Origin of the sequence: Geobacillus zalihae NBRC 101842 (genome assembly GCF_001544135.1) — a bacterium.
In the GTDB taxonomy this organism is placed as follows: Bacteria; Bacillota; Bacilli; order Bacillales; family Anoxybacillaceae; genus Geobacillus; species Geobacillus zalihae.
Map to the genome: position 1 here is coordinate 12,933 of NZ_BCPV01000025.1, position 19,403 is coordinate 32,335.

18 protein-coding genes and 2 tRNA genes are annotated in these 19,403 nt (G+C 52.4%); all 20 read right to left on the reverse strand.

Going from position 1 to position 19,403, the window contains the following annotated elements; translation table 11 throughout:
* Positions 1-84 precede the first annotated feature (84 nt).
* The 20 genes from hpt to GZ1_RS08755 all read right to left on the reverse strand — a co-directional run bounded on the left by hpt (position 85) and on the right by GZ1_RS08755 (position 19,397).
* A complete protein-coding gene (hpt, locus tag GZ1_RS08660; RefSeq protein WP_012820458.1) occupies positions 85-630 on the reverse strand; it encodes a hypoxanthine phosphoribosyltransferase in 546 nt (181 codons plus the stop codon).
* 11 nt (positions 631-641) lie between these two features.
* Positions 642-2,036 carry a tRNA lysidine(34) synthetase TilS gene (gene tilS / locus GZ1_RS08665; RefSeq protein WP_015373708.1) on the reverse strand — a complete coding sequence of 465 codons (1,395 nt, stop codon included), beginning with the start codon at positions 2,034-2,036 and terminating at the stop codon, positions 642-644.
* 67 nt (positions 2,037-2,103) lie between these two features.
* Positions 2,104-3,078, reverse strand: coding sequence for a serine/threonine protein kinase PrkT (prkT, locus tag GZ1_RS08670; protein WP_015373707.1), 975 nt, complete (start codon positions 3,076-3,078; stop codon positions 2,104-2,106).
* The gene (locus tag GZ1_RS08675; RefSeq protein WP_020754013.1) at positions 3,041-3,817 is read right to left on the reverse strand and encodes a vWA domain-containing protein; all 777 of its coding nucleotides are present in this window, start codon (positions 3,815-3,817) and stop codon (positions 3,041-3,043) included. Before GZ1_RS08675 ends, prkT begins: the two co-directional genes overlap by 38 nt.
* Before the next feature lie 29 nt (positions 3,818-3,846).
* Complete coding sequence (gene spoIIE / locus GZ1_RS08680) at positions 3,847-6,327, reverse strand: stage II sporulation protein E (protein ID WP_012820456.1); 2,481 nt, start codon at positions 6,325-6,327, stop codon at positions 3,847-3,849.
* A gap of 197 nt (positions 6,328-6,524) precedes the next feature.
* Positions 6,525-6,596 (reverse strand) — tRNA-Glu (locus tag GZ1_RS08685).
* A gap of 12 nt (positions 6,597-6,608) precedes the next feature.
* Positions 6,609-6,685, reverse strand: a tRNA-Met gene (locus GZ1_RS08690).
* A gap of 173 nt (positions 6,686-6,858) precedes the next feature.
* Entirely contained in the window at positions 6,859-7,257 is a 399-nt protein-coding gene (locus tag GZ1_RS08695; protein ID WP_011229571.1) for a S1 domain-containing RNA-binding protein, read from the reverse strand.
* 119 nt (positions 7,258-7,376) lie between these two features.
* Positions 7,377-7,748: an FtsB family cell division protein gene (locus GZ1_RS08700; protein WP_012820454.1), complete on the reverse strand. Its 372-nt coding sequence runs from the start codon at positions 7,746-7,748 to the stop codon at positions 7,377-7,379.
* Between the two features lie 16 nt (positions 7,749-7,764).
* Positions 7,765-8,397: a spore cortex biosynthesis protein YabQ gene (gene yabQ / locus GZ1_RS08705; protein WP_012820453.1), complete on the reverse strand. Its 633-nt coding sequence runs from the start codon at positions 8,395-8,397 to the stop codon at positions 7,765-7,767.
* Positions 8,394-8,699: a sporulation protein YabP gene (gene yabP, locus GZ1_RS08710; RefSeq protein ID WP_012820452.1), complete on the reverse strand. Its 306-nt coding sequence runs from the start codon at positions 8,697-8,699 to the stop codon at positions 8,394-8,396. Before yabP ends, yabQ begins: the two co-directional genes overlap by 4 nt.
* A gap of 122 nt (positions 8,700-8,821) precedes the next feature.
* On the reverse strand, positions 8,822-9,103 hold the full coding sequence (locus GZ1_RS08715) for an RNA-binding S4 domain-containing protein (protein ID WP_012820451.1): 282 nt from the start codon (positions 9,101-9,103) through the stop codon (positions 8,822-8,824).
* A gap of 13 nt (positions 9,104-9,116) precedes the next feature.
* A complete protein-coding gene (gene yabN / locus GZ1_RS08720; RefSeq protein WP_011229566.1) occupies positions 9,117-10,577 on the reverse strand; it encodes a bifunctional methyltransferase/pyrophosphohydrolase YabN in 1,461 nt (486 codons plus the stop codon).
* 6 nt (positions 10,578-10,583) lie between these two features.
* Positions 10,584-12,134, reverse strand: coding sequence for a putative polysaccharide biosynthesis protein (locus GZ1_RS08725; RefSeq protein ID WP_015373705.1), 1,551 nt, complete (start codon positions 12,132-12,134; stop codon positions 10,584-10,586).
* A gap of 275 nt (positions 12,135-12,409) precedes the next feature.
* Positions 12,410-12,946, reverse strand: coding sequence for a stage V sporulation protein T (spoVT, locus tag GZ1_RS08730; RefSeq protein ID WP_011229564.1), 537 nt, complete (start codon positions 12,944-12,946; stop codon positions 12,410-12,412).
* Positions 12,947-13,154: 208 nt separating this feature from the next.
* Complete coding sequence (gene mfd / locus GZ1_RS08735) at positions 13,155-16,688, reverse strand: transcription-repair coupling factor (RefSeq protein ID WP_060788331.1); 3,534 nt, start codon at positions 16,686-16,688, stop codon at positions 13,155-13,157.
* A gap of 89 nt (positions 16,689-16,777) precedes the next feature.
* The gene (gene fin / locus GZ1_RS08740) at positions 16,778-17,008 is read right to left on the reverse strand and encodes an anti-sigma-F factor Fin (RefSeq protein WP_011229562.1); all 231 of its coding nucleotides are present in this window, start codon (positions 17,006-17,008) and stop codon (positions 16,778-16,780) included.
* A gap of 110 nt (positions 17,009-17,118) precedes the next feature.
* Entirely contained in the window at positions 17,119-17,679 is a 561-nt protein-coding gene (gene pth, locus GZ1_RS08745; RefSeq protein WP_011229561.1) for an aminoacyl-tRNA hydrolase, read from the reverse strand.
* A 60-nt stretch (positions 17,680-17,739) separates the two neighbouring features.
* Positions 17,740-18,372, reverse strand: a complete 633-nt coding sequence (locus GZ1_RS08750; RefSeq protein WP_020754006.1) for a 50S ribosomal protein L25/general stress protein Ctc — start codon at positions 18,370-18,372, stop codon at positions 17,740-17,742.
* Positions 18,373-18,449: 77 nt separating this feature from the next.
* The gene (locus GZ1_RS08755; RefSeq protein WP_011229559.1) at positions 18,450-19,397 is read right to left on the reverse strand and encodes a ribose-phosphate diphosphokinase; all 948 of its coding nucleotides are present in this window, start codon (positions 19,395-19,397) and stop codon (positions 18,450-18,452) included.
* Between the last annotated feature and the right edge of the window lie 6 nt (positions 19,398-19,403).

Consider the following 19,403-nt stretch of genomic DNA (forward strand, 5'->3'; position numbering starts at 1 on the left):
CTCCCATATGAAACACACTATACTCAATACTATCATAGAAATTTGTTTCAATACAAACAATTCGGCCGTCGCCCAGCAACCGTTCTACTTTTGGTACACTTCCGGCTTTAAGACGCCGATAAACGGGAGGTTGCGGTATTTTTCCGCGTAATCGAGCCCATAGCCGACGACGAATTCATCGGGGACGGTAAATCCGGTGTAATCGGCTTGAATGTCCGCCTTCCGTCCAGACGGCTTGTCAAGAAGCGTGACGATTTTGATCGAATTCGCCTTCCGGTAGCGAAACAAGTCGACCAAATAGCTGAGCGTCAGCCCGCTGTCAATAATATCCTCAATGATCAAAATATCCCGTCCTTCGACGGATGTGTTCAAGTCTTTGACGATTTTCACTTCGCCGGATGAAACGGTCGCATTGCCATAGCTTGATACGTCCATAAAATCCATTTCTAAATATGTATCAATATGTTTGAGCAAGTCGGCCATAAACGGCATCGCCCCTTTGAGAACGCCGACAGCGAGCGGAAAACGGCCTTCATATTCTTTCGTTAACAAACCGCCGAGTTCTTTGACTTTTGCCTGAATTTCCTCTTCCGTGATCAACACTTTTTGAATATCGTCTTTCATCCCCATCTTTTTTCCTCCTAGCTGTTCATCGCCTGATATTGCAGCAAAATATAGCGAGCTTGCCCAAGGTTTTGCGCTTCGAAAGCCGATTTTTTCAAGCCAGGCACCCAAAGGATGCGACCGTCGGCATCTTCGACAATCGGCCAGCGATCCCTTTCCATCCGCGGAATTTTTGCTTCAATGAAAATTTCTTTCAATTTTTTTGTGCCTCCCGTCCCCTTGAGCACCATCCGGTCGCCGCGCCGACGCGTCCGCACGCGAAGCGGCAAGGAGACGGAAGCAGGATCCACGACGAACCAATCATTCCCGGCCTGCTTTCTTGGATAGTGTTCCCCAAATTCACTGATGATTGCATAGCCGTTTGGGAGGGGCAATAGCGCCGGAACCGGCAGTTCAAACCAATAGCCTTTCTCGCCGCTTTCTGCGTCAAACGTAAACAAACAGCGGTCGTACGAGCGAATCACTTTGAGCCCTTTTGGCAAATCGATCATTCCGGAAGGGCGGCCGCGCTCACAAAGCATCAGTATATGGCCGATATGTACGGAAGTCAATGTCGGCGGAACGCCGTCATAAAGACGGAGAAGCAACAGCTGCAGCACCCGGCGCTGCAGCGGTCGCGGCAGCGCCAAAAATGGTCCGATGGAAAGCGCCGCATCGCGATGTTGTTTTTCCATTACTTTATTCAGCGCGTCCGCGGCTAATTCCTCCAAAAATTGCTCATCTTCCGCCATCATTTCGCTGTATTGCTGAAACCGCTCGTGCAGGCGCGGATTTTCCTGCCGCAGCAACGGGACAATATGATGGCGGAACCGGTTGCGCGTATAATCGTCTTTTTCATTGCTCGGATCGCGGCGTGGAGACAGCTCCATCTGCCGGCAATACGCTTCAATCTCCGCCCGGCTGACAGCCAAAAACGGACGGATGAGATAGCCGCCGTGAAACGGCCGTTTGACGGGGATACCAGCGTATCCTTTGCTTGTGCTGCCGCGCACAAGCCGCATTAAAATCGTCTCGACTTGATCGTCGCCATGATGGCCTACGGCGACGTACCCCGCTTGATGCTTTTCCATTAGTTCGGCAAAAAAGCGGTAGCGGCAGATCCGCGCCGCCTCTTGGGCGCCGAGACCTGCGCTGCGCTGAAAGGCCGGGACGTCGATTTGCGCAGTCTCACATAAAATACGGCGCTCCACGCAAAAACGTTTCACAAACTCCATCTCTTCTTCTGACTCCCGCCCACGAAACATATGGTCAACATGGGCCGCTATGACCTGAAGCTTCCATTCGTCGCGCAGCGACAAAAAAACGTGCAGCAACGCAAGCGAATCCGGGCCTCCGGAGACGCCAACGATGACGGCCGCTCCTTCTGAAAGCAGTTGATGCCTGTGGATAAAGGCGCGCACTTTGTCGATCATCCGAGCCAACCTCTTTGCGTTTCGTTCAGCTTCATCGTAACACGTCCGCCCTGTTTTCTCAAAACAATTACATCGCCAGCTGCCAATATATATAAAAGGCATAGGCGCCCAGCAATGCGGCGGCGATGACCACCGTTTCGACAATCCCTCTCGCTTGGCGGCGCCGTTTCACCTGCCGCCCCGACCGACGGCTTGGCACTGCCTTTCTTTCGTTTTCCGCCGATGTATGGCGGGAAGAGGCGGCCAATAAGTCGCGACGCATATCGGCCGCCTTTCGATATCGGCCGTCAAGCGCCTTTTGCAGCACCTCCTTGTATCGGGTTAAAAAGCGGTCCGTTTCGATGATGGACAACAGCTGCGCCCGACCGTCACCCTTTTTCTCAATCGGCCCCGGGCAGCAAGAAGAAATCATCACCATCGCCGCCGCAAACAAGTCGTAAGATGGCTCCGCTTTGCGCGATCCAAGCCCCCAATAGCCGCGGTCATACAGCTCAGTAAACTCTTTTACCGCCCTTCCTTGCAGCGTCGTCCCGCCCACATCAAGCAACCGAACCGACGGCGGCGACCCGGTAACGATCAAATTATCCGGCTTTAAATCCCCAAATACCCATCCTTCTTGATGAAGCCGATCAAGCACCGACAACAGCTGCATCATAAGCACGGGCGCCCATTCTTTTCCACGGCGGCGGATGAAAGCAGCGAAATTCTCCCCTTCAATATACTCCATCACATAAAACGGGATCGTCTCCCGCGCAAACGGGCTTTGCCAGTCATCGGCTTCCAGCAAAGAAGGCCCGAGGGCGGCTCCCTGGACCTTAGCAAAACGGCGCAATATATTCATTTCCGATGCCAATGACGCATAGTCATCGCTCAACTTGACGGCGACGCGAGTCCGGCCGTTCTCCGCCAAATAGACGACGCCGTTCGCCCCGCTGCCAAGCCGCCGCAGCAGCCGGTAGGAACGGCCATGCCATTTCCCAGTGATGACCGTACCAGGCGGCAAATTACAAAGACGATTCTTCGATGTATGGCTCATCGCCATCGCCGATCCAGCTCCTTAACGACCGTTTACGCTCAAAATAGGCGATTGCCTCACGCAGCGCCGGTCCGGTCGGCGTCAGCCCGCCCGACGCCAATTTCGGAAAGATGGTGGACAACTCTTCAATCCTTGGCGTCCAGTCGATCATTTTTTCGGCGTGCGCCCGTTTTCCCGGGAAGATGAACACCGAAAAGCGGTTTTCGCCCATGCGCGCATTTAAGCTGAGCGATAAATCGATGAGCGCCTCTTTGACGGTCGGCAGTTTTGTTTTCATGCTCCCGCTCGTATCGATCAAAATGAGCACATCAAGGGCAACCGTTTCCCCGAGTTCATCGACGACTTCCATCACTTGGCCGCGCTTGTCCGGCGGCAAGTCCTCAAGCGAAACGTCAGAACCAAAGATTTGTTTCAACTCGCGATTGACGAGCCCTTGCAACGTCTGAGTCATCGCTTGGCGCGTCACCATTTGCACGGTTTGCGACAGCTGTTTCGCGTACACGACTTGGCTCATCCCGCCGCCAGCCGCGGCGATCGCTTCAATTTCCCGCCGTCCGTTTTCATCCATCGCACCTTGATCCAAGATGCCGATCACGTTCACCGTAATGCCTTGCTCACGGGCTAGCGCCGCCATGGCGGCTGGGTCCTCACCATGGTTGGAGCAGCCATCGGTAATGAGCAAAATTTGCCGCAACGTTCCCTTTCGCACGTTCGTTCCCCTCCTTGGCGAATGTATTACCATCATCGCCGCAGGGGAACGTTTTTATACGCTAGCTATTGCGCCTTTTTCATATACATGTATGCCGGAATCGTCGCCCATTTCGGCGTATTGTGCCGAACTTTGGCGACAACGACGGTCATATCGTCTTCAATCTCGCCGCCGCATTGGCGAATCACTTCTTCCATGATCAAATCGGCGACTTCCTGCGGGTCGTTCGTCTTTAATTCTTGAATTTTCCGCTTCATCCAAACATCATGGTTTTCGACGTTCATCGGCCCTTCAAACACACCATCGCTCATCATAATGAGCAAGTCGCCCGATTTCAGCTGCTCGGTGACAACGTCAAATTCCACTTCTTTAATGATGCCCATCGGCAAGTTGCTCGCTTCCACTTTCATCACCTTGTCACCGCGCTTAATAAAGCTTGGCGTCGATCCGATTTTCAAAAACTTCGTCGCCGCGTTTTGCAAGTCGATGATGGCCAAATCGAGCGTCGCATACATGTCTTCTGTCGTCCGCAATGCCAAAATCGAATTGATCGATTTGATGGCAATCGACTCGTCCATTCCCGTCTGCAAAATCTTTTGCAACAGGCGCAGCGTCTCGCGGCTTTCGTCATGCGCCCGCTCCCCATTGCCCATGCCATCGCTGATGGCAACGGCGTACTTGCCGGTAGCAAGTTCAATCGTTGCATAACTGTCGCCAGAAATGAACCCCCCTCCTTTGGCGGCAAACGCGACGCCCGTTTCGACGACGAACGCTTTCGTCGAGCCGAAGGCGACGCGGCAGTAGCCGTTCGGGTAGGCGGCGCACTCTTCGCGCTTGACGACGATCGTCTCTCCTAAAATATCTGACAGCATCGGCGCGATCAGTTTTTCGCACTCACCCCGCCCTTCGCAGTAAGGAATGCTCATTTCAATATCGATATTTCCTTTTTCCAAACTGTAAATGTCGACATGGCCCACTTCGATGCCAAACTCTTGCAGCGCATGGTAAATTTGTTCTTCCTGCAAATAATGGTTTTCCTGTTCTTTCTGCATTTCTTTGGCGAAATCGTCCATCACTTGCGAAACGCCCAACAGCTGTTCAGCGACAAGCTTCCGGCTTTCGTGGATTTGCCGTTTGAGCTTGCGGTTTGCTTGATAAGCAACCATCTCTTTTTCAATCGCGTCGACGACTTTGCCGGCCTTGACGCAATACCGCTCCCACTCGCGCAGCAACTGATGGTTTTGCGACAATGTTTTTTCGTCCGCCTCGCCCATCATTTGCTTCATGTACGCATAGGTTGTACGAAAGTTGTCCGCCCAGCATTGCGTCTTCTTAAAGCACGTTTGGCACGTTTTTTCCGTGATGTCGCTCAAAAAATAGTCGACTTCACGGTCGCTGTATTCATTGGCATCCGGAAGCGGTTCGGGCGAAAAGCTTTCCGCCAGCGCCTGAAAGACGTTGGAAAACTGCGAGACGCGTTGCACCGTCATATCGCGGATTTTCCGGACGTATTGTTGTTGCTCATTGATATATTCTGCCGTGCCGGGAATGTATTTGGCGATTTTCTCCGTCAGTGAACGGGATGTACCAAAAAACAGCATAATTGCGATGCCGGATTCAAGCAACGTCGGCACAAGCTCACTCTTCCCTTCGCCGTATAAACCAAGCAACAACGTCGCGACGAGGAGGCCGAACGCCACCCCAAGTTTTTTCCCTTCCCTCAGCAACCCGCCAAGCAGCCCGGCGAAAGCAAGCAAACTCATTTCCGACAAGTTGCCGACATTTGCCAAGCTCAGTACAAGCCCGGTGACAACGCCGACGGTGGAGCCGGTCGCCGCCCCGGCGACAAACGCGAACAACAAAACGAGGTAGCGCGACATCACATGCTCAAGCGACAAACCGTACACAGCCCAACCGATCATCCCGGTCAACATCGAGGCGAGCAAAATGATCAACGAAATGATCTCTTCCGCTCGCAACGCATGTTTATGCTTCTGCACTGTCAACAACGGGATGCTTTGCATAAAAATCAAGGTCAATACAAGCGACAGCCCGGCTTCGACGACCGCCATGGCGGCGCCGTAGACCGATCGCTCTCCGAGCCAATAATAGGAGATCAGCCATTTGGCGGAAAGAGACAGCACAAACACAACAAATGGAACGATTTTCAGTGACTCACTGATCACCCTCCGCACCCATCCGTAAATAAAGAGAAAACCAAAAATGGAAATGCCGACAAACAGCGCCACATCAAGCGACAGCGTCAAAGCACCGGCCAACAGCGAGATCAACGCAAAAGCGGCCTTGTCGCGGCGCAGCATATAGACCGAAACGAAAAATGGCAAAGCGAACGGGGTCAGCTTCGATAAAATCAACGCTCGTCCAAGCAAAAAGCCGACAAGAAGAAGCAAAAAGCCTTGATGGATGAACAGATGACCAAGGCGCAGCTTCACATGGCGCATCCAGCGCGACACCGTTGCTTGCGTGTCATGAATCGGCACTTCCGAAATGCTGCGGCGCACCGTCCCTCTTTCTACTCTTTCCATTCCCGATCCTCTCCTTTACCTTTCTATTACCCCCTATTATATAGCTTGAATTGTCAGAAATTTGTCAAAACCACAGAGAAAAATAAAAAATCGTTCGACGTTTTCCACGGCAAAACGCGGTCAACAGGCTTGTTCCGACAGAAAGAGACAAAAAAGAAAAACGAGCATGTCGCTTGATGGCGCATGCTCGTTTGCGATGACCCGTACGGGATTCGAACCCGTGTTACCGCCGTGAAAGGGCGGTGTCTTAACCACTTGACCAACGGGCCATGTTTGATTGTTGGTGGCGGTGGAGGGGATCGAACCCCCGACCTCACGGGTATGAACCGTACGCTCTAGCCAGCTGAGCTACACCGCCGTGTGACAACAGTTTATATCATAACGGAGGAGATGACGATTGTCAATACATATAGGCGGAAAATGCAGAGGGGAAATATATCCTCTTATTCCATACAGAAACAAAAAAGCATCCATAGCGACGGATGCTTGTTTCCTAATTTGTCATCCTTCAAACAATCTTTCAGCAGCAAGTTACCCTCGTCTCGCTCCACGACCTCCCCGCTTCGACTCCGTATGACGGCGCAACGATGCCAATCGGTCTTCACTCTCTTTTAAGAATCGGCTGATTTTTTGTTCTAAGCTGTCCGCCGCGGAGCGGTCGTTTGTCCGATGGCGCGGCCGCTGCGAAGAAGGCGTGTCTTTTGCTTTGCGAATGGACAGGCCAATTTTTCCATCTTGACCGACGTTGATGACTTTGACATACACCATATCGCCGACTTTCAGATGATCGTTGATGTCTTTGACATAGTTATCGGCTACCTCGCTAATGTGAACGAGTCCTGTGACCCCCTCCGGCAGCTCCACAAACGCCCCAAATTTCGTAATGCCCGTGACCTTGCCTTGTAACTTGCTGCCTACTTCAATCGACATAAAAAAAGTGCTCCTCCTTAAAACGCTTTAAAGATGGTGTTTTTTTTTATTATAGCGAATGAAAAAAATGCGTGTCAATATGACGAATGCCCATAGAAAACGGGCATTCGCAGGCAAAATTATTTTTCCGGCAAGACGAAAATAATTTCTCCATCTTTCGATAAGTAATATTTTTTCCGCGCCAGCTCGGCGATATAGTCATCATCATGCAACTTTTTCATTTCCTCTTTCAGTTGCTTTTCCTTCCGTTTAAGCTCCGCAAGCTGCTCTTTCAGCTTTTGCTGTTCCGCCGTTTTTGCATCGATCGCCTTCGCTTGCGAGTGCAAGGTGTAGACAAGAGCGGAGGCGAACATCGCAAACAACAACGACCAGACAACCAAACGGACAGCGACAGCCCGCCGTCTTCTCGCCGCCTTCTGCTTTTTCTCCTCATGCTCAGCTATGTACGTCGACGACAGCTTCGTCACATTCGTTCTCCGGGGCACGTTCATCGCGTTTACACCTCTTTTACTCGCGCCATTTCGCAAACCACATGCTTATTTTCTCTTTTGTATTCTTGATTTGTCCAGCAAATCCTTTTAAACGTCGAAAAAATTTTTCCACCCCGGCTCGTCTTTGCGGCGGCACCCGCCGCCAAATCATGATGCCCGTCCAACGCAGCGGAGCAAGCAAAAGGCGGATCATCTTCCAAACAGCCAGCAGCACAAACCGAACGATCCACAACAAAAGCCGCCAAGCGAACAATAGAAGTGCCAGCGCCATTTGCCCAAGGAGGATGAGCGGGCGCATGACCATGAGGCGGAACAGCTGAACGAGCGTCTGTCCGAGTCTTACCGCAAGCCCAATGAACCACTCGAGCACCCGAACATAAAAGGAGCGGAGCAAGCTTTGATAAGCGGCATATCCGCATAAAAGCGCGAGAAACAAATAAAAGCGAAGCTCGCCTTCATTGACGAAAAGAAGCACATAAAACACGATGAGCGCCTGCACCGCCCAAAACAGCACGTCATTCACAAAGACGAGCCAGTGCGCCCGCTCATGCCGTTTCAACATCCGACTGTACGTATCCCACGCCAGGCCAAGCCAGCCGCCCATGCCAATCATCGCCAGCATGGTGTACAGCTGTATGCTGACATTCATTTGAACAACTTGCTAAAGAATCCTTTAGCCTTCTCCTGATGGTCATCTAAATAAACGAGGTCGAAAATGCGCCCTTTAATCGAAACAACGCCTTTGTCGACATCTAAGTTTTTCATCTGCAAGTTTTGCCCGCGGATGGCCAAAAAGCCCATGACCGTCTCAAGCAAAAACTCCTCGTTGTCAAAGCTCTCGACTTGTTTCACCCCGGTGATGTCAAGAAGGCGCCGGCCGCGCATGATCACATCATGTTCCTGGACCGGACCTTTGTTCGTGCTTCCGCCAAATTCATCGTGTCGACTCATGTTCATCCCCCGCATTTCCATTTAGTATAGAAAGCCGGCAAGGCCAACCGCCTTTTCTCATCCGTTGTTTGTACCATATGTATGTCAGCGGGGGATGGTTTAGAACAAGCCTGCAGGACAAATTAGACGTCGTCTTGTTCCGGCGCCGGGGTGGTCCGTTCTTCGCGGATCAATTCGTACAGCCCGGTTGCCTCCTCTTTTTTCGTTGTTTCTTTTAGATCCGTCACTTTTACCGTTACCCGCTTTTGCCCAAATTGAATCGTCAATTCATCGCCGACTTTCACATCAGAGCTCGCTTTGGCGACATGGCCGTTGATCCACACTCTCCCTTGATCGGCGATTTCCTTCGCCAACGTGCGGCGTTTGATGAGGCGGGACACTTTTAAAAATTTATCAAGGCGCATTGCATGATCCCCCTTACCGTTCGTTTTCTTTGGCTTCTTCCCAAAAACGATCGAGTTCGGCAAGCGAAAACGAGGTGATCGATCGGCCGCTTTTTCGCACTTGTTCCTCGATATAAGCGAAACGGCGGGCAAATTTGTCGTTGGCCATTTGCAACGCTTCTTCTGGTTGAATCCCGTAATAACGGGCAAGGTTGATGAGCGCGAACAATAGATCGCCAAACTCGCCGACAAGCCGATCGCGACGGCCGCCGGACGTTTCGGCTCGAAACTCGGCCATTTCTTCTTCGACTTTTTGCCATATCGGCGCGGCATCATCCCAGTCAAACCCGACTTTCGCCGCTCGTTTCTGCAGCTCGTACGCCCGCATCGTCCCCGGCAGACTTTTCGGAATGTCGGCAAGAATCGATTCCGAAAGCCCGCCCCCTTTTTCTTTCTCCTTGATCTTCTCCCAGTTGGCAACGACTTGTTCGGCCGTCTCGGCCGTGACATCGCCAAACACATGCGGGTGGCGTCGGATCATTTTCGCCGTCAGCGTGCGGATGACGTCGTCGATCGAAAACAACCCTCGGTCGGCGCCGATTTGCGCATGGAGCATCACTTGCAGCAATACGTCGCCGAGCTCCTCGACCATATGATCATCGTCACCCTCGTCAATCGCCTCGAGCAGCTCATACGCCTCCTCAAGCAAATAGCGCTTCAGCGACGCATGCGTCTGCTTCCGATCCCATGGACAGCCGTTCGGCCCTCTCAGCGTGGCGATGACGCGGCGCAGCGTCTCAAACCGGTGGTAAAGCAACGGCTCGTCCTTCACCGGCGGCACGTAGACGCTTGTCAAGTTGTCAAGCTCCGTCTCGCGGTCCAACTCATAAAGCGGCACGCGCTTTACTTGCTCGTCCTTCGTGCCTGCCGCGGTGACAATGTAGATCGGGTAATCGTCGGGAAGCTGCTCCATCAAAGAAAGCTTCACGTTCGAGGCCACAAACGAATCGTACACTTGACAAAAAACAGCATGCAGTGAAGGCGACCATTCTTCTCCTCGAAAAGTCGTCGCATCAAGCAATTGAAACCCTTCAATTGGATCGATGCGCACCGCCGTAAACAGCGCATCCAAAAAGCTTTGACCACCTTCGATCACGATTCGGCAGACGCCGCGCCGCTCAGCTTCGAAAAGAAGCTGCACCGTCCGCTCGGCAACAAGCGGATGGCCGGGAACAGCGTAAAACACATCGCCGCGCTTCGCCTGTTCCGTCAATTGATCGACGATGTCAGCGTACACATCAGCAAACTGCTCGTGTTTTTCATACACTTCATCAAATGACGTAAACGCAATCCCTTCCTCCGTAAGCCATTTGACCACCGGGTGTTCTTTCGTCCGCAAAAAGAGCGGATGCGCCCGCTTTAGCTTTCGGTACACACCGATCGGCAGCTGTTTTACATCTCCGGCGCCGAGGCCGAACACATAAATCGTATTCATCGCCGATCACCTGCCTCCTAATCGTAGACGGAATTTATTAGCCAATGGGAAAGCTGCCAACTCCTGTTCAGAAAAAACATGTCCTTTCACAATACACGCAAGGTAAACGACAGCACCGATGGCAACGCCGCCAAGCGCCTCGGCAGCCGCCCATAGCCGCCCCTCGCTCGAGCTGTCCATCAGCCACCTATACCCATGCAAGACGACGGCCATCATAGCGGCCGCTTTCACGGTTGGGTACATGTATTTCCGGCCCGCCGTCCGATATTCACGCGGCAAAAAGGCGCATAAAAAGCCTGCCATGAGCGCATAAGCACCCGTCGTCGCCGCGGCGGCGCCAAGCGCTCCAAACCGCGGAGCAAGCCAATGCATAAGCGCGGCCTTCCCCGCCACTGCCAACGCCACGCCGGCAGCGGCCGTCCATTCCCTCCCCATTCCTTGCAATAATGCAGAGGCGGTCAACGCGATCGTAGTAAAAAAGACAGAGGAGGACAAGACGGCGAGAACCGACGAACCGTAGTCATTCTCGAACAACATCGCATTGATCGGTCGAATGAGGCAAATGAGCCCTAACGAAGCACCAAGCCCAATGACAACGGCAAGCCGGATGGACAGCGCTCCATAGGCGAAAACGGCACCTTGGCGGCGCGCTCCGGAAAGAAGTGGAACAAGCGCCAATGAAAACGACGTGCCGACGACCGTGCCGAGCTGAATGAGCGGCTGACCGCGGTCGTACACTCCTTTTAGCCGCTGCACCTCATCGAGCCTTGCCCCCGCTTCCTGTAGAAGCGGAACGAATAAAAATGAATCGACGAGTGGAATCAGCGTCAACGCCATATTCGTCAAGCAAATGACCGTCCCCGCCGTCAATAAACGCCGGCCCACCTGTCGATCCCAAGCTGGCGGCGTGCGGCCCGACGTTTTTAGGCGCCGACGCCGGGACAGGAAGAAAAGCAAAATGAAAAGCGCCGCCGCCATGCCTATTAGCGTCCCTGCGACCGCTGCCATGCCGCAAGCATAGACGTCGGCGCCGCGCTGCACCGCTCCATACGACAGCCCTAAAATCGCCGCCACCCGCACGAATTGCTCGCCAACTTGGGACGCCGCCGTCGGCGTCATATCATGCCGCCCTTGGAAATAGCCACGCAACAACGCGATGGGCGGAAACAGCAAAAACGAAAATGAAAGCAAGCGCACGAGCGGCGTAAGCCGTCCATCGCCCATCGCCGAGGCAATCACCCCCGCCCCTAGATACAGCGAAGCAAACAGGATGACGCCAAGGACGCTTAACACCAACAAGGCGACGCGCACACTAGCGGCAGCGCCCGCTTCATCCTGTCCCGCCAACCGCTCGGCGACAAGCTTCGAGACGGCAACCGGGTAGCCGGTCAGCGAGAGTGCGACGACGATGCCATAAATCGGGTATACTTGTTGGTAAATATAAAAACCAATGTCCCCGACCATATTTTGATACGGAACACGGTACAAAGCGCTTAATAGTTTTGCGGCCAAAGCGGCGGCCGTTAAGATCGCCGCCCCTTTCCATACGTTTCCCATCCAGTTTCTCCCCTCGCATAGACAACCCACTCAAACCTAGACGCCGGAGGGCAATAGAAGCCGCCAAGCGCCATGATGGCTACGCTCGATATTATAGCGCAACTTCCGCCTGTTGGACAAAGGTGATGGTCAACTCGCACGGCTTCATGCGCTGTTCCGCAAGCCAGGCGGACGAAAAAAGCAGGATGTGGAAGCGATTCCGGGATTCAAGGCATCTCGCCCCCATTTGCCGGGCGGAAAAAAAGGCAGCCTGTGAAGCTGCCTTGTTGTTTCGCCTATTGTTCCATTTGTCGAGCCAAAAAGCTGGCGGCTGTTTCTACTGCTTTATGCTCCACTTCACCAAGCGTTTTCTCCCGCGATAAAATGATGACGGCTCCGATCGGATCGCCGTTGGCGACAATCGGGCCGATCGTATACGATTTCAACGTTTCCGTCATCCCGTCAACGAGCTCGACTTCCCCTTCCTCCGTATGGAGGATGGAATTGCGGTCTTCCATGGCTTTTTCCACCAACGGGCTGACGCTTTTGTTCATATACTCTTTTTTCGAAACGCCGGCGACAGCGATGTATACATCGCGGTCGCAAATGAGCACAGGCTGGCCGAGGCTGTCAAACAGCGCTTCGGCGTACTCTTTGGCAAAGTCGCCTAATTCACTGATCGGCGAATATTTTTTCAAAATGACTTCTCCATCGCGGTCAACAAATATTTCGAGCGGATCTCCTTCGCGAATGCGCAACGTTCTGCGAATTTCCTTCGGAATAACAACTCTCCCTAAATCATCAATGCGACGAACAATACCGGTTGCTTTCATGCCTTGTATACCCTCACTTTCATCTAGGATTTGAAGGATACTCCGATGAACCCTTGCAATGGGGAATTCACCATTGTTGTCATTAGTATCCTTCACAATCCACGTTCTATACGTGATGAAAGTGATTTTGGCCATTTTAGATAAAATTGCCCATCCTTCATTATCGCCACATGCAGGAAACGATAAACATCATAAAACTTTTTCTTGATTATGCCGTCACCGACTTCTCTTTTTCCACCCCAGACAGCCGCCGCAGCGTCTCTTCTAAAATCATCAGCCACTCGTGCGGCTTCATTTCCTTGATATAGAGCACAATTTTCAACTTCGCTCCGTCCATGCCAAACCCGAATAAGCGGCCATGCCGGCGTCCAATGTCAGATAGACGCTGGATTTCCACCGTTTTCGATGCCGGTTCAGTAAACAAGATGTCAATTTGCTGCTTATGTTGCTTCATCGATTCGACGCCAAGCTGCTTGGCCAACACCTTCAACTCCGCAATTTGGAACAAATACGCAACTTCATCTGGATAATCGCCGAAGCGGTCGACCATTTCCTCACGCAGCTCCTCAATGTCTTCGAGCGTCTCCACTGCCTTAAATCGCTTGTACATCTCGATCTTTTGCAATTCGTCTGCAATGTATGTGCTCGGAATATAGGCGTCGACTTCGACATCGATGACGACATCCGGCTGCTCGTCTTCTCGCTTGATGCCGCGCCGTTTCTCGATCGCTTCTTTCAACATTTGCGAATACAAATCGAATCCGACCGAGTCGATAAAGCCATGCTGTTCGGCGCCGAGAATGTTGCCCGCGCCGCGGATCGACAAATCGCGCATGGCAATTTTAAAACCAGAGCCGAGCTCGGTAAACTCTTTAATGGCTTGCAGCCGCTTTTCTGCCGCTTCATTGAGCACTTTATCTTTCCGATAGGTGAAATACGCATAAGCGACGCGGTTGGAGCGGCCGACGCGCCCGCGCAGCTGGTACAGCTGCGACAATCCCATCCGGTCGGCGTCATAGACGATGAGCGTGTTGACATTCGGAATATCGATGCCCGTTTCAATGATCGTCGTCGTCACCAGCACATCGTATTGCCCTTCCAAAAACGCCAAAATGGTCGATTCGAGCTCCGTTTCCGACATGCGGCCATGCACGTAAGTGACGCGCGCTTCCGGGACAAGCTGTGCGATTTCTTCCGCTTTCAAATCGATGTCTTCAATATGGTTGTAAAGGAAAAACACCTGCCCGTCGCGGGCGAGCTCACGTTCAATCGCCTCTTTGACGAGTTCGGGCGTATATTCCATGACATACGTTTGCACCGGGAATCGGTTTTCAGGCGGCGTCTCGATGATCGACAAATCGCGCACGCCGATCATCGACATATGCAACGTACGCGGAATCGGCGTCGCCGTTAAGGTGAGCACGTCGATGTTCGCCTTCAGCTGCTTGATTTTTTCTTTATGCGCCACGCCAAACCGTTGCTCCTCGTCGATAATGAGCAAGCCTAAATCTTTAAACTTCACGTCTTTCGACAGCAGCCGATGCGTGCCGATGACCATATCGATCGTGCCGTCCTTCAACCCTTTGATTGTCTCGGCTTGCTGTTTTTTCGTGCGAAATCGGTTTAACAGACCAACCTTGATCGGAAACCCTTGAAACCGTTCGCGCACCGTTTCGTAATGCTGTTGGGCTAGGATCGTCGTCGGCACAAGAAAGGCCACTTGTTTGCCGTCCATAATGGCTTTAAACGCCGCCCGCAACGCCACTTCCGTCTTCCCGTAGCCGACATCGCCGCAAAGGAGGCGGTCCATCGGTTTGTCGCTCTCCATATCACGCTTAATTTCCTCAATCGACCGAAGCTGATCTTCCGTCTCTTGATACGGAAACGCCGCTTCAAATTCGCGCTGCATCTCGGTGTCCGGCGAAAACGCATATCCTTTGCTTGCCTCACGCTCGGCGTACAGCTTGATTAAATCTTCAGCAATATCCTGGACGGATGATTCCACTTTCCTTTTGACCTTTTTCCATTCCGAACCGCCGAGTTTGTAAATTTTTGGCTCTTTTCCTTCCGAGCCGACGTATTTTTGCACTTGATCGATTTGGTCGACCGGAACATACAGCGTATCGCCGCCTTGGTACTGGATATGAATATAGTCTTTATGCACCCCGTTGATTTCTAACGTCTCGATGCCTAAATATTTCCCGATGCCATGGTTGACATGGACGACGTAGTCGCCGACTTGCAATTCGGCGTAGCTTTTGATCCGCTCGGCGTTGGACAGCTTTTGCCGGCGCACCGGGCGTTTGACCCGTTTTTTGAACAGCTCTTCTTCTGTGATGACGGCAATTTTTTGCAACGGCAATTCAAACCCGGTATTTAAATCTCCTTCAAGGAGCTGGCATTTGCCATGCAGCAAAGCCGCATCGCGCGCGAGCGGCAGCGCGTCAATCTCATAATCTTGAAGCAATGATTGCAGCTTTTTCACCCGCTCTGCATTTGGCGCCAAAAACACGACCGCATAGTTTGCCTTTGTCCATCGCTCGACTTCGGATTGAAGAAGCGCCATTTGCCCATGGAAGTTTTGCATCTGTTTGCACGTAATATTGACGACGTTTTGTGGGTGGGCATACGGAACATGGCGCAAAAACAACGATAAGTATACCCGCTGGAATCGATGTTTTTGCAATAATTCAGAAAACGAATGCGAAAGCGGCACGCCATGAATCATTTTCCCGCCGTCAAGCAAACTCGTATACCATTCCGCCTCTTCGCGGTCCAACCGTTCCGCCGCCTCTTGCAGCCGGCTCATTTCATCCATGAGCAGCACGCCGTCTTCTGGCAGGTAATCTAGCAAACTCGCAACCTTTTCATAAAAAAGGGACATATATTTATATTGTTGCTCGATTTCCTGCCCCTCGCGCAATTGCTCAAGCTCAGCGTGAATATGTTCATACATCCGCTGTTTGGCGGCCTCATCTTTCATCGTCTCCAAACTCGACGCAAGTCCCGCTTCAATCCGCTCGATTCCTCGGCGCCGCGTCTCACCATCGAGAATGATTTCATCGGCCGGCCCGATCATGATGCGCTCGATTTGCCCTTGCGAACGTTGGTCGTCAGGAGTGAACGTCCGAATCGATTCGATTTCCGTATCAAACAGCTCGATGCGGTACGGAAGCTCAGCGGTCAATGGATAAATGTCGATGATGCCGCCGCGGACGCTGAACTCTCCGGGGGCGGAAACGGTGCCGACCCGTTTGTACCCCATTTGCACAAACTTCTGTTTACAACGTTCTACATCGAACTCTTGTCCAACGGAGAAGGTGAACAAATACTGCTTCCAAAGCGACGGCGGCGGCAACAAACGCCGCAAGCCGGCGACCGGGCAGACGACGACTCCTTTTCCGCCTTGCACCCAATGGTTCATAATCTCTAAGCGCTGTGCCTTCAGCTCCGGGCTGGCGACCGCCATCTCAGCGGCGATCACTTCGTTCACTGAATAAAGGAACACGTCTTCCGGCCCGAGCAACGAAACGAGATCGTCATACATTTTTTGCGCCTGAAACAAATTGTGAGACACGACTAACAGCGGCCGGCCTGTCTCCTTGTAAAGCGTGGAAATAAAAACAGACCGGGCCGATCCGGACAGCCCGGCGACAAGCTGTTCCTTCAAACGGACATGGAGCCCTTCAATGATCGTACGGACATCTTGGTTTTCAGCTAAATAGCGATGCAACGAAAGCACCCCTATTCTCCCTCCTCTCAACGCCAGTTTCTTTCCGTCTCACTATTCTTTCGCAAACGCAAAAACGCTTTGGTCGCCCAAAGCCGCCCTTAATGGATGAATTTTTCGTATTGATGCCATTCCGGGTTTCGCGCCAACGCCTCTTGACAGTCTTCGCAAATCGTTTTCACATGAATGTCACCGTTCGGTTCATACGAAATCATCTCGAGCCGTTCCTCTTCCGTTAAGTGGTGGAATCCCAGTTTCTCGCTGTATATCGGCATTTGCTCAATCGTTCCGACTTTTGCACCGCAATGGCGGCAATAGTAATGTAGCGCCATTCAAGCCAACCTCCTCACTGGGCACCTGCTGTTCCGTCCACAAGGCAGGAAAAGCCGACGCTTCGGCCGCCTCCCGTACTCACATTGTGCACCAGTTCAGAGGAAAATATTCACTCGTTAAAATCATTCATCACTTGAATAAATGGCGCCTTCACCGCCTGTTCACACGCATCGGCCGCCCGCAGCACCGCTTTGTCCACCGCCGGTTTCTCCTCTTCTGTAAATCGGCCTAGCACGTAGTCCGTGACCGGCTGACCGCCGGCCGGCCGGCCGATGCCGATGCGGATGCGCTTAAACTGCTCGGTGCCAAGGTGGTGAATGAGCGATTTGACGCCGTTATGGCCGCCGGAACTCCCTTTTAAGCGAAGGCGGATTTTCCCTGGCGGGAGATCGAGGTCATCGTAAATGACGATGACATCATCGATGGCAATGTCGTAGTAATCCATAAGTGGGCGAACACATTCTCCTGATAAATTCATATATGTCAACGGCTTGCATAATGCTACTTTTTCGCCAGAAACGGACGCCGTTCCAAACAAGCCGCGAAATTTAGCGGTTTTTAACGATACATTCCAGCGCTTCGCCAGTTCGTCGATGACGAAAAAGCCGACATTGTGCCTTGTTTGCTCATACTCCTTGCCCGGATTGCCGAGCCCGACAAACAGCTTCAATCCTCGCGCTCCTCTCTTTGCATGATACTACAAAAGACGTAACCGAAACGGTTACGTCTGTCACTCTTCTGGCGTCGTTTCTCTTCCTTCCGCAGCGTCAGGCTGTCCTACCTCTTGCTGTTCGCCGCTATCGATTTCTTCCTCTTGTTGCGGCGGCAAGATCGTGGCGATCACCTCGGAAGGTTCATGATTGATTTCAAATTTGCCGTCCGTTTTCACATCGCCCACGGTGACGGTATCGCCCACTTGCAGGCCGGAAATGTCCACTTCAATCACTGGCGGGATGTTCGCCGGCAAGACGCGGATCGACAGCTCATGCAAGTTTTGCTGCAGCACACCGCCGTCTTTCACGCCAGGCGCTTCACCCACCAAGCGGACTTCCACATCAATATCGACCTCCGTTGACATGTCAACCGCTTGAAAATCAGCGTGAAGAAGATGACCGCGCAACGGGTCGCGCTGCAGTTCGCGCAACAACACGGAATGTTCCTCACCGCCGACTTTCAGCGTCAGCAAGCTTGTGCGCCCGCCCTCACGAAGCGCTTTCTCCAGCTCTGCAGTGCTGACGAAAATCATTTTGTTTTCGACTTTTTTGCCGTACAAAATCGCTGGAATGCCGCCTTGTGAACGAATGCGGTGCAATGTTGAACGTTTTTTGTCTGCGCGTTCCTTCGCTTCCAACACAATCGCCATGTTTCCTCACCTTCCTGAATTAGAATCTATTGTCTACTTTATCCTAAAACAAGAAGGGCTAAACATGTTTTCCTGCGTTAGTCGAACAGGACGCTGACAGACTTCATTTCATACACGCGGCTAATGGCCTCGGCAATGAGCGGCGCCACCGACAGCTCTACAATTTTATCAATTTTTTTCTCTTCTGGCAAGGCAATTGAATTGGTGACGACAAGCTCCTTGATTCTGGAATTTTGGATGCGCTCAATCGCCGGACCGGACAGCACCGGATGGGTGCAACATGCATACACTTCTTTCGCCCCATTCTCGGCGAGGGCGTTGGCTGCAAGGGTAATCGTGCCGGCCGTATCGATAATGTCATCAATCAAAATAGCCGTTTTCCCCGCCACTTGCCCGACAATGTTCATCACTTCCGCCACGTTCGGCTTCGGCCGGCGCTTATCAATAATGGCGATCGGTGCTTTCAAACGGTCAGCGAGCTTGCGCGCCCTTGTGACACCGCCATGGTCCGGAGAGACGACGACAATATCCTCCAATTGTTTGCTTTTGAAATAATCCGCCAAAATGGGCACACCCATCAAATGATCGATTGGAATATCGAAAAATCCTTGAATTTGAGGGGCATGCAAATCAAGCGTGATGACGCGCGACGCCCCGGCCGTCTCGAGCAAGTTGGCGACCAGCTTCGCTGTAATCGGTTCGCGCGAACGCGCTTTCCGGTCTTGACGGGCATAGCCGTAATACGGCATCACGATATTGATCGTGCGGGCCGAGGCGCGCTTTAACGCGTCGATCATGATAAGCAGCTCCATCAAATGCTCATTGACCGGCACGCTCGTCGATTGAATGACGAACACATCGTCGCCGCGGATGCTTTCTTCAATGTTGATTTGAATTTCCCCGTCGCTGAAACGGGAAACGGAACATTTGCCGAGCTCGATTCCCATGACTTCTGCAATTTCCTTCGCCAACTTCATGTTCGAGTTCAGAGCGAACAATTTTAATTGATGCTGACAGTCAGACATGATAGA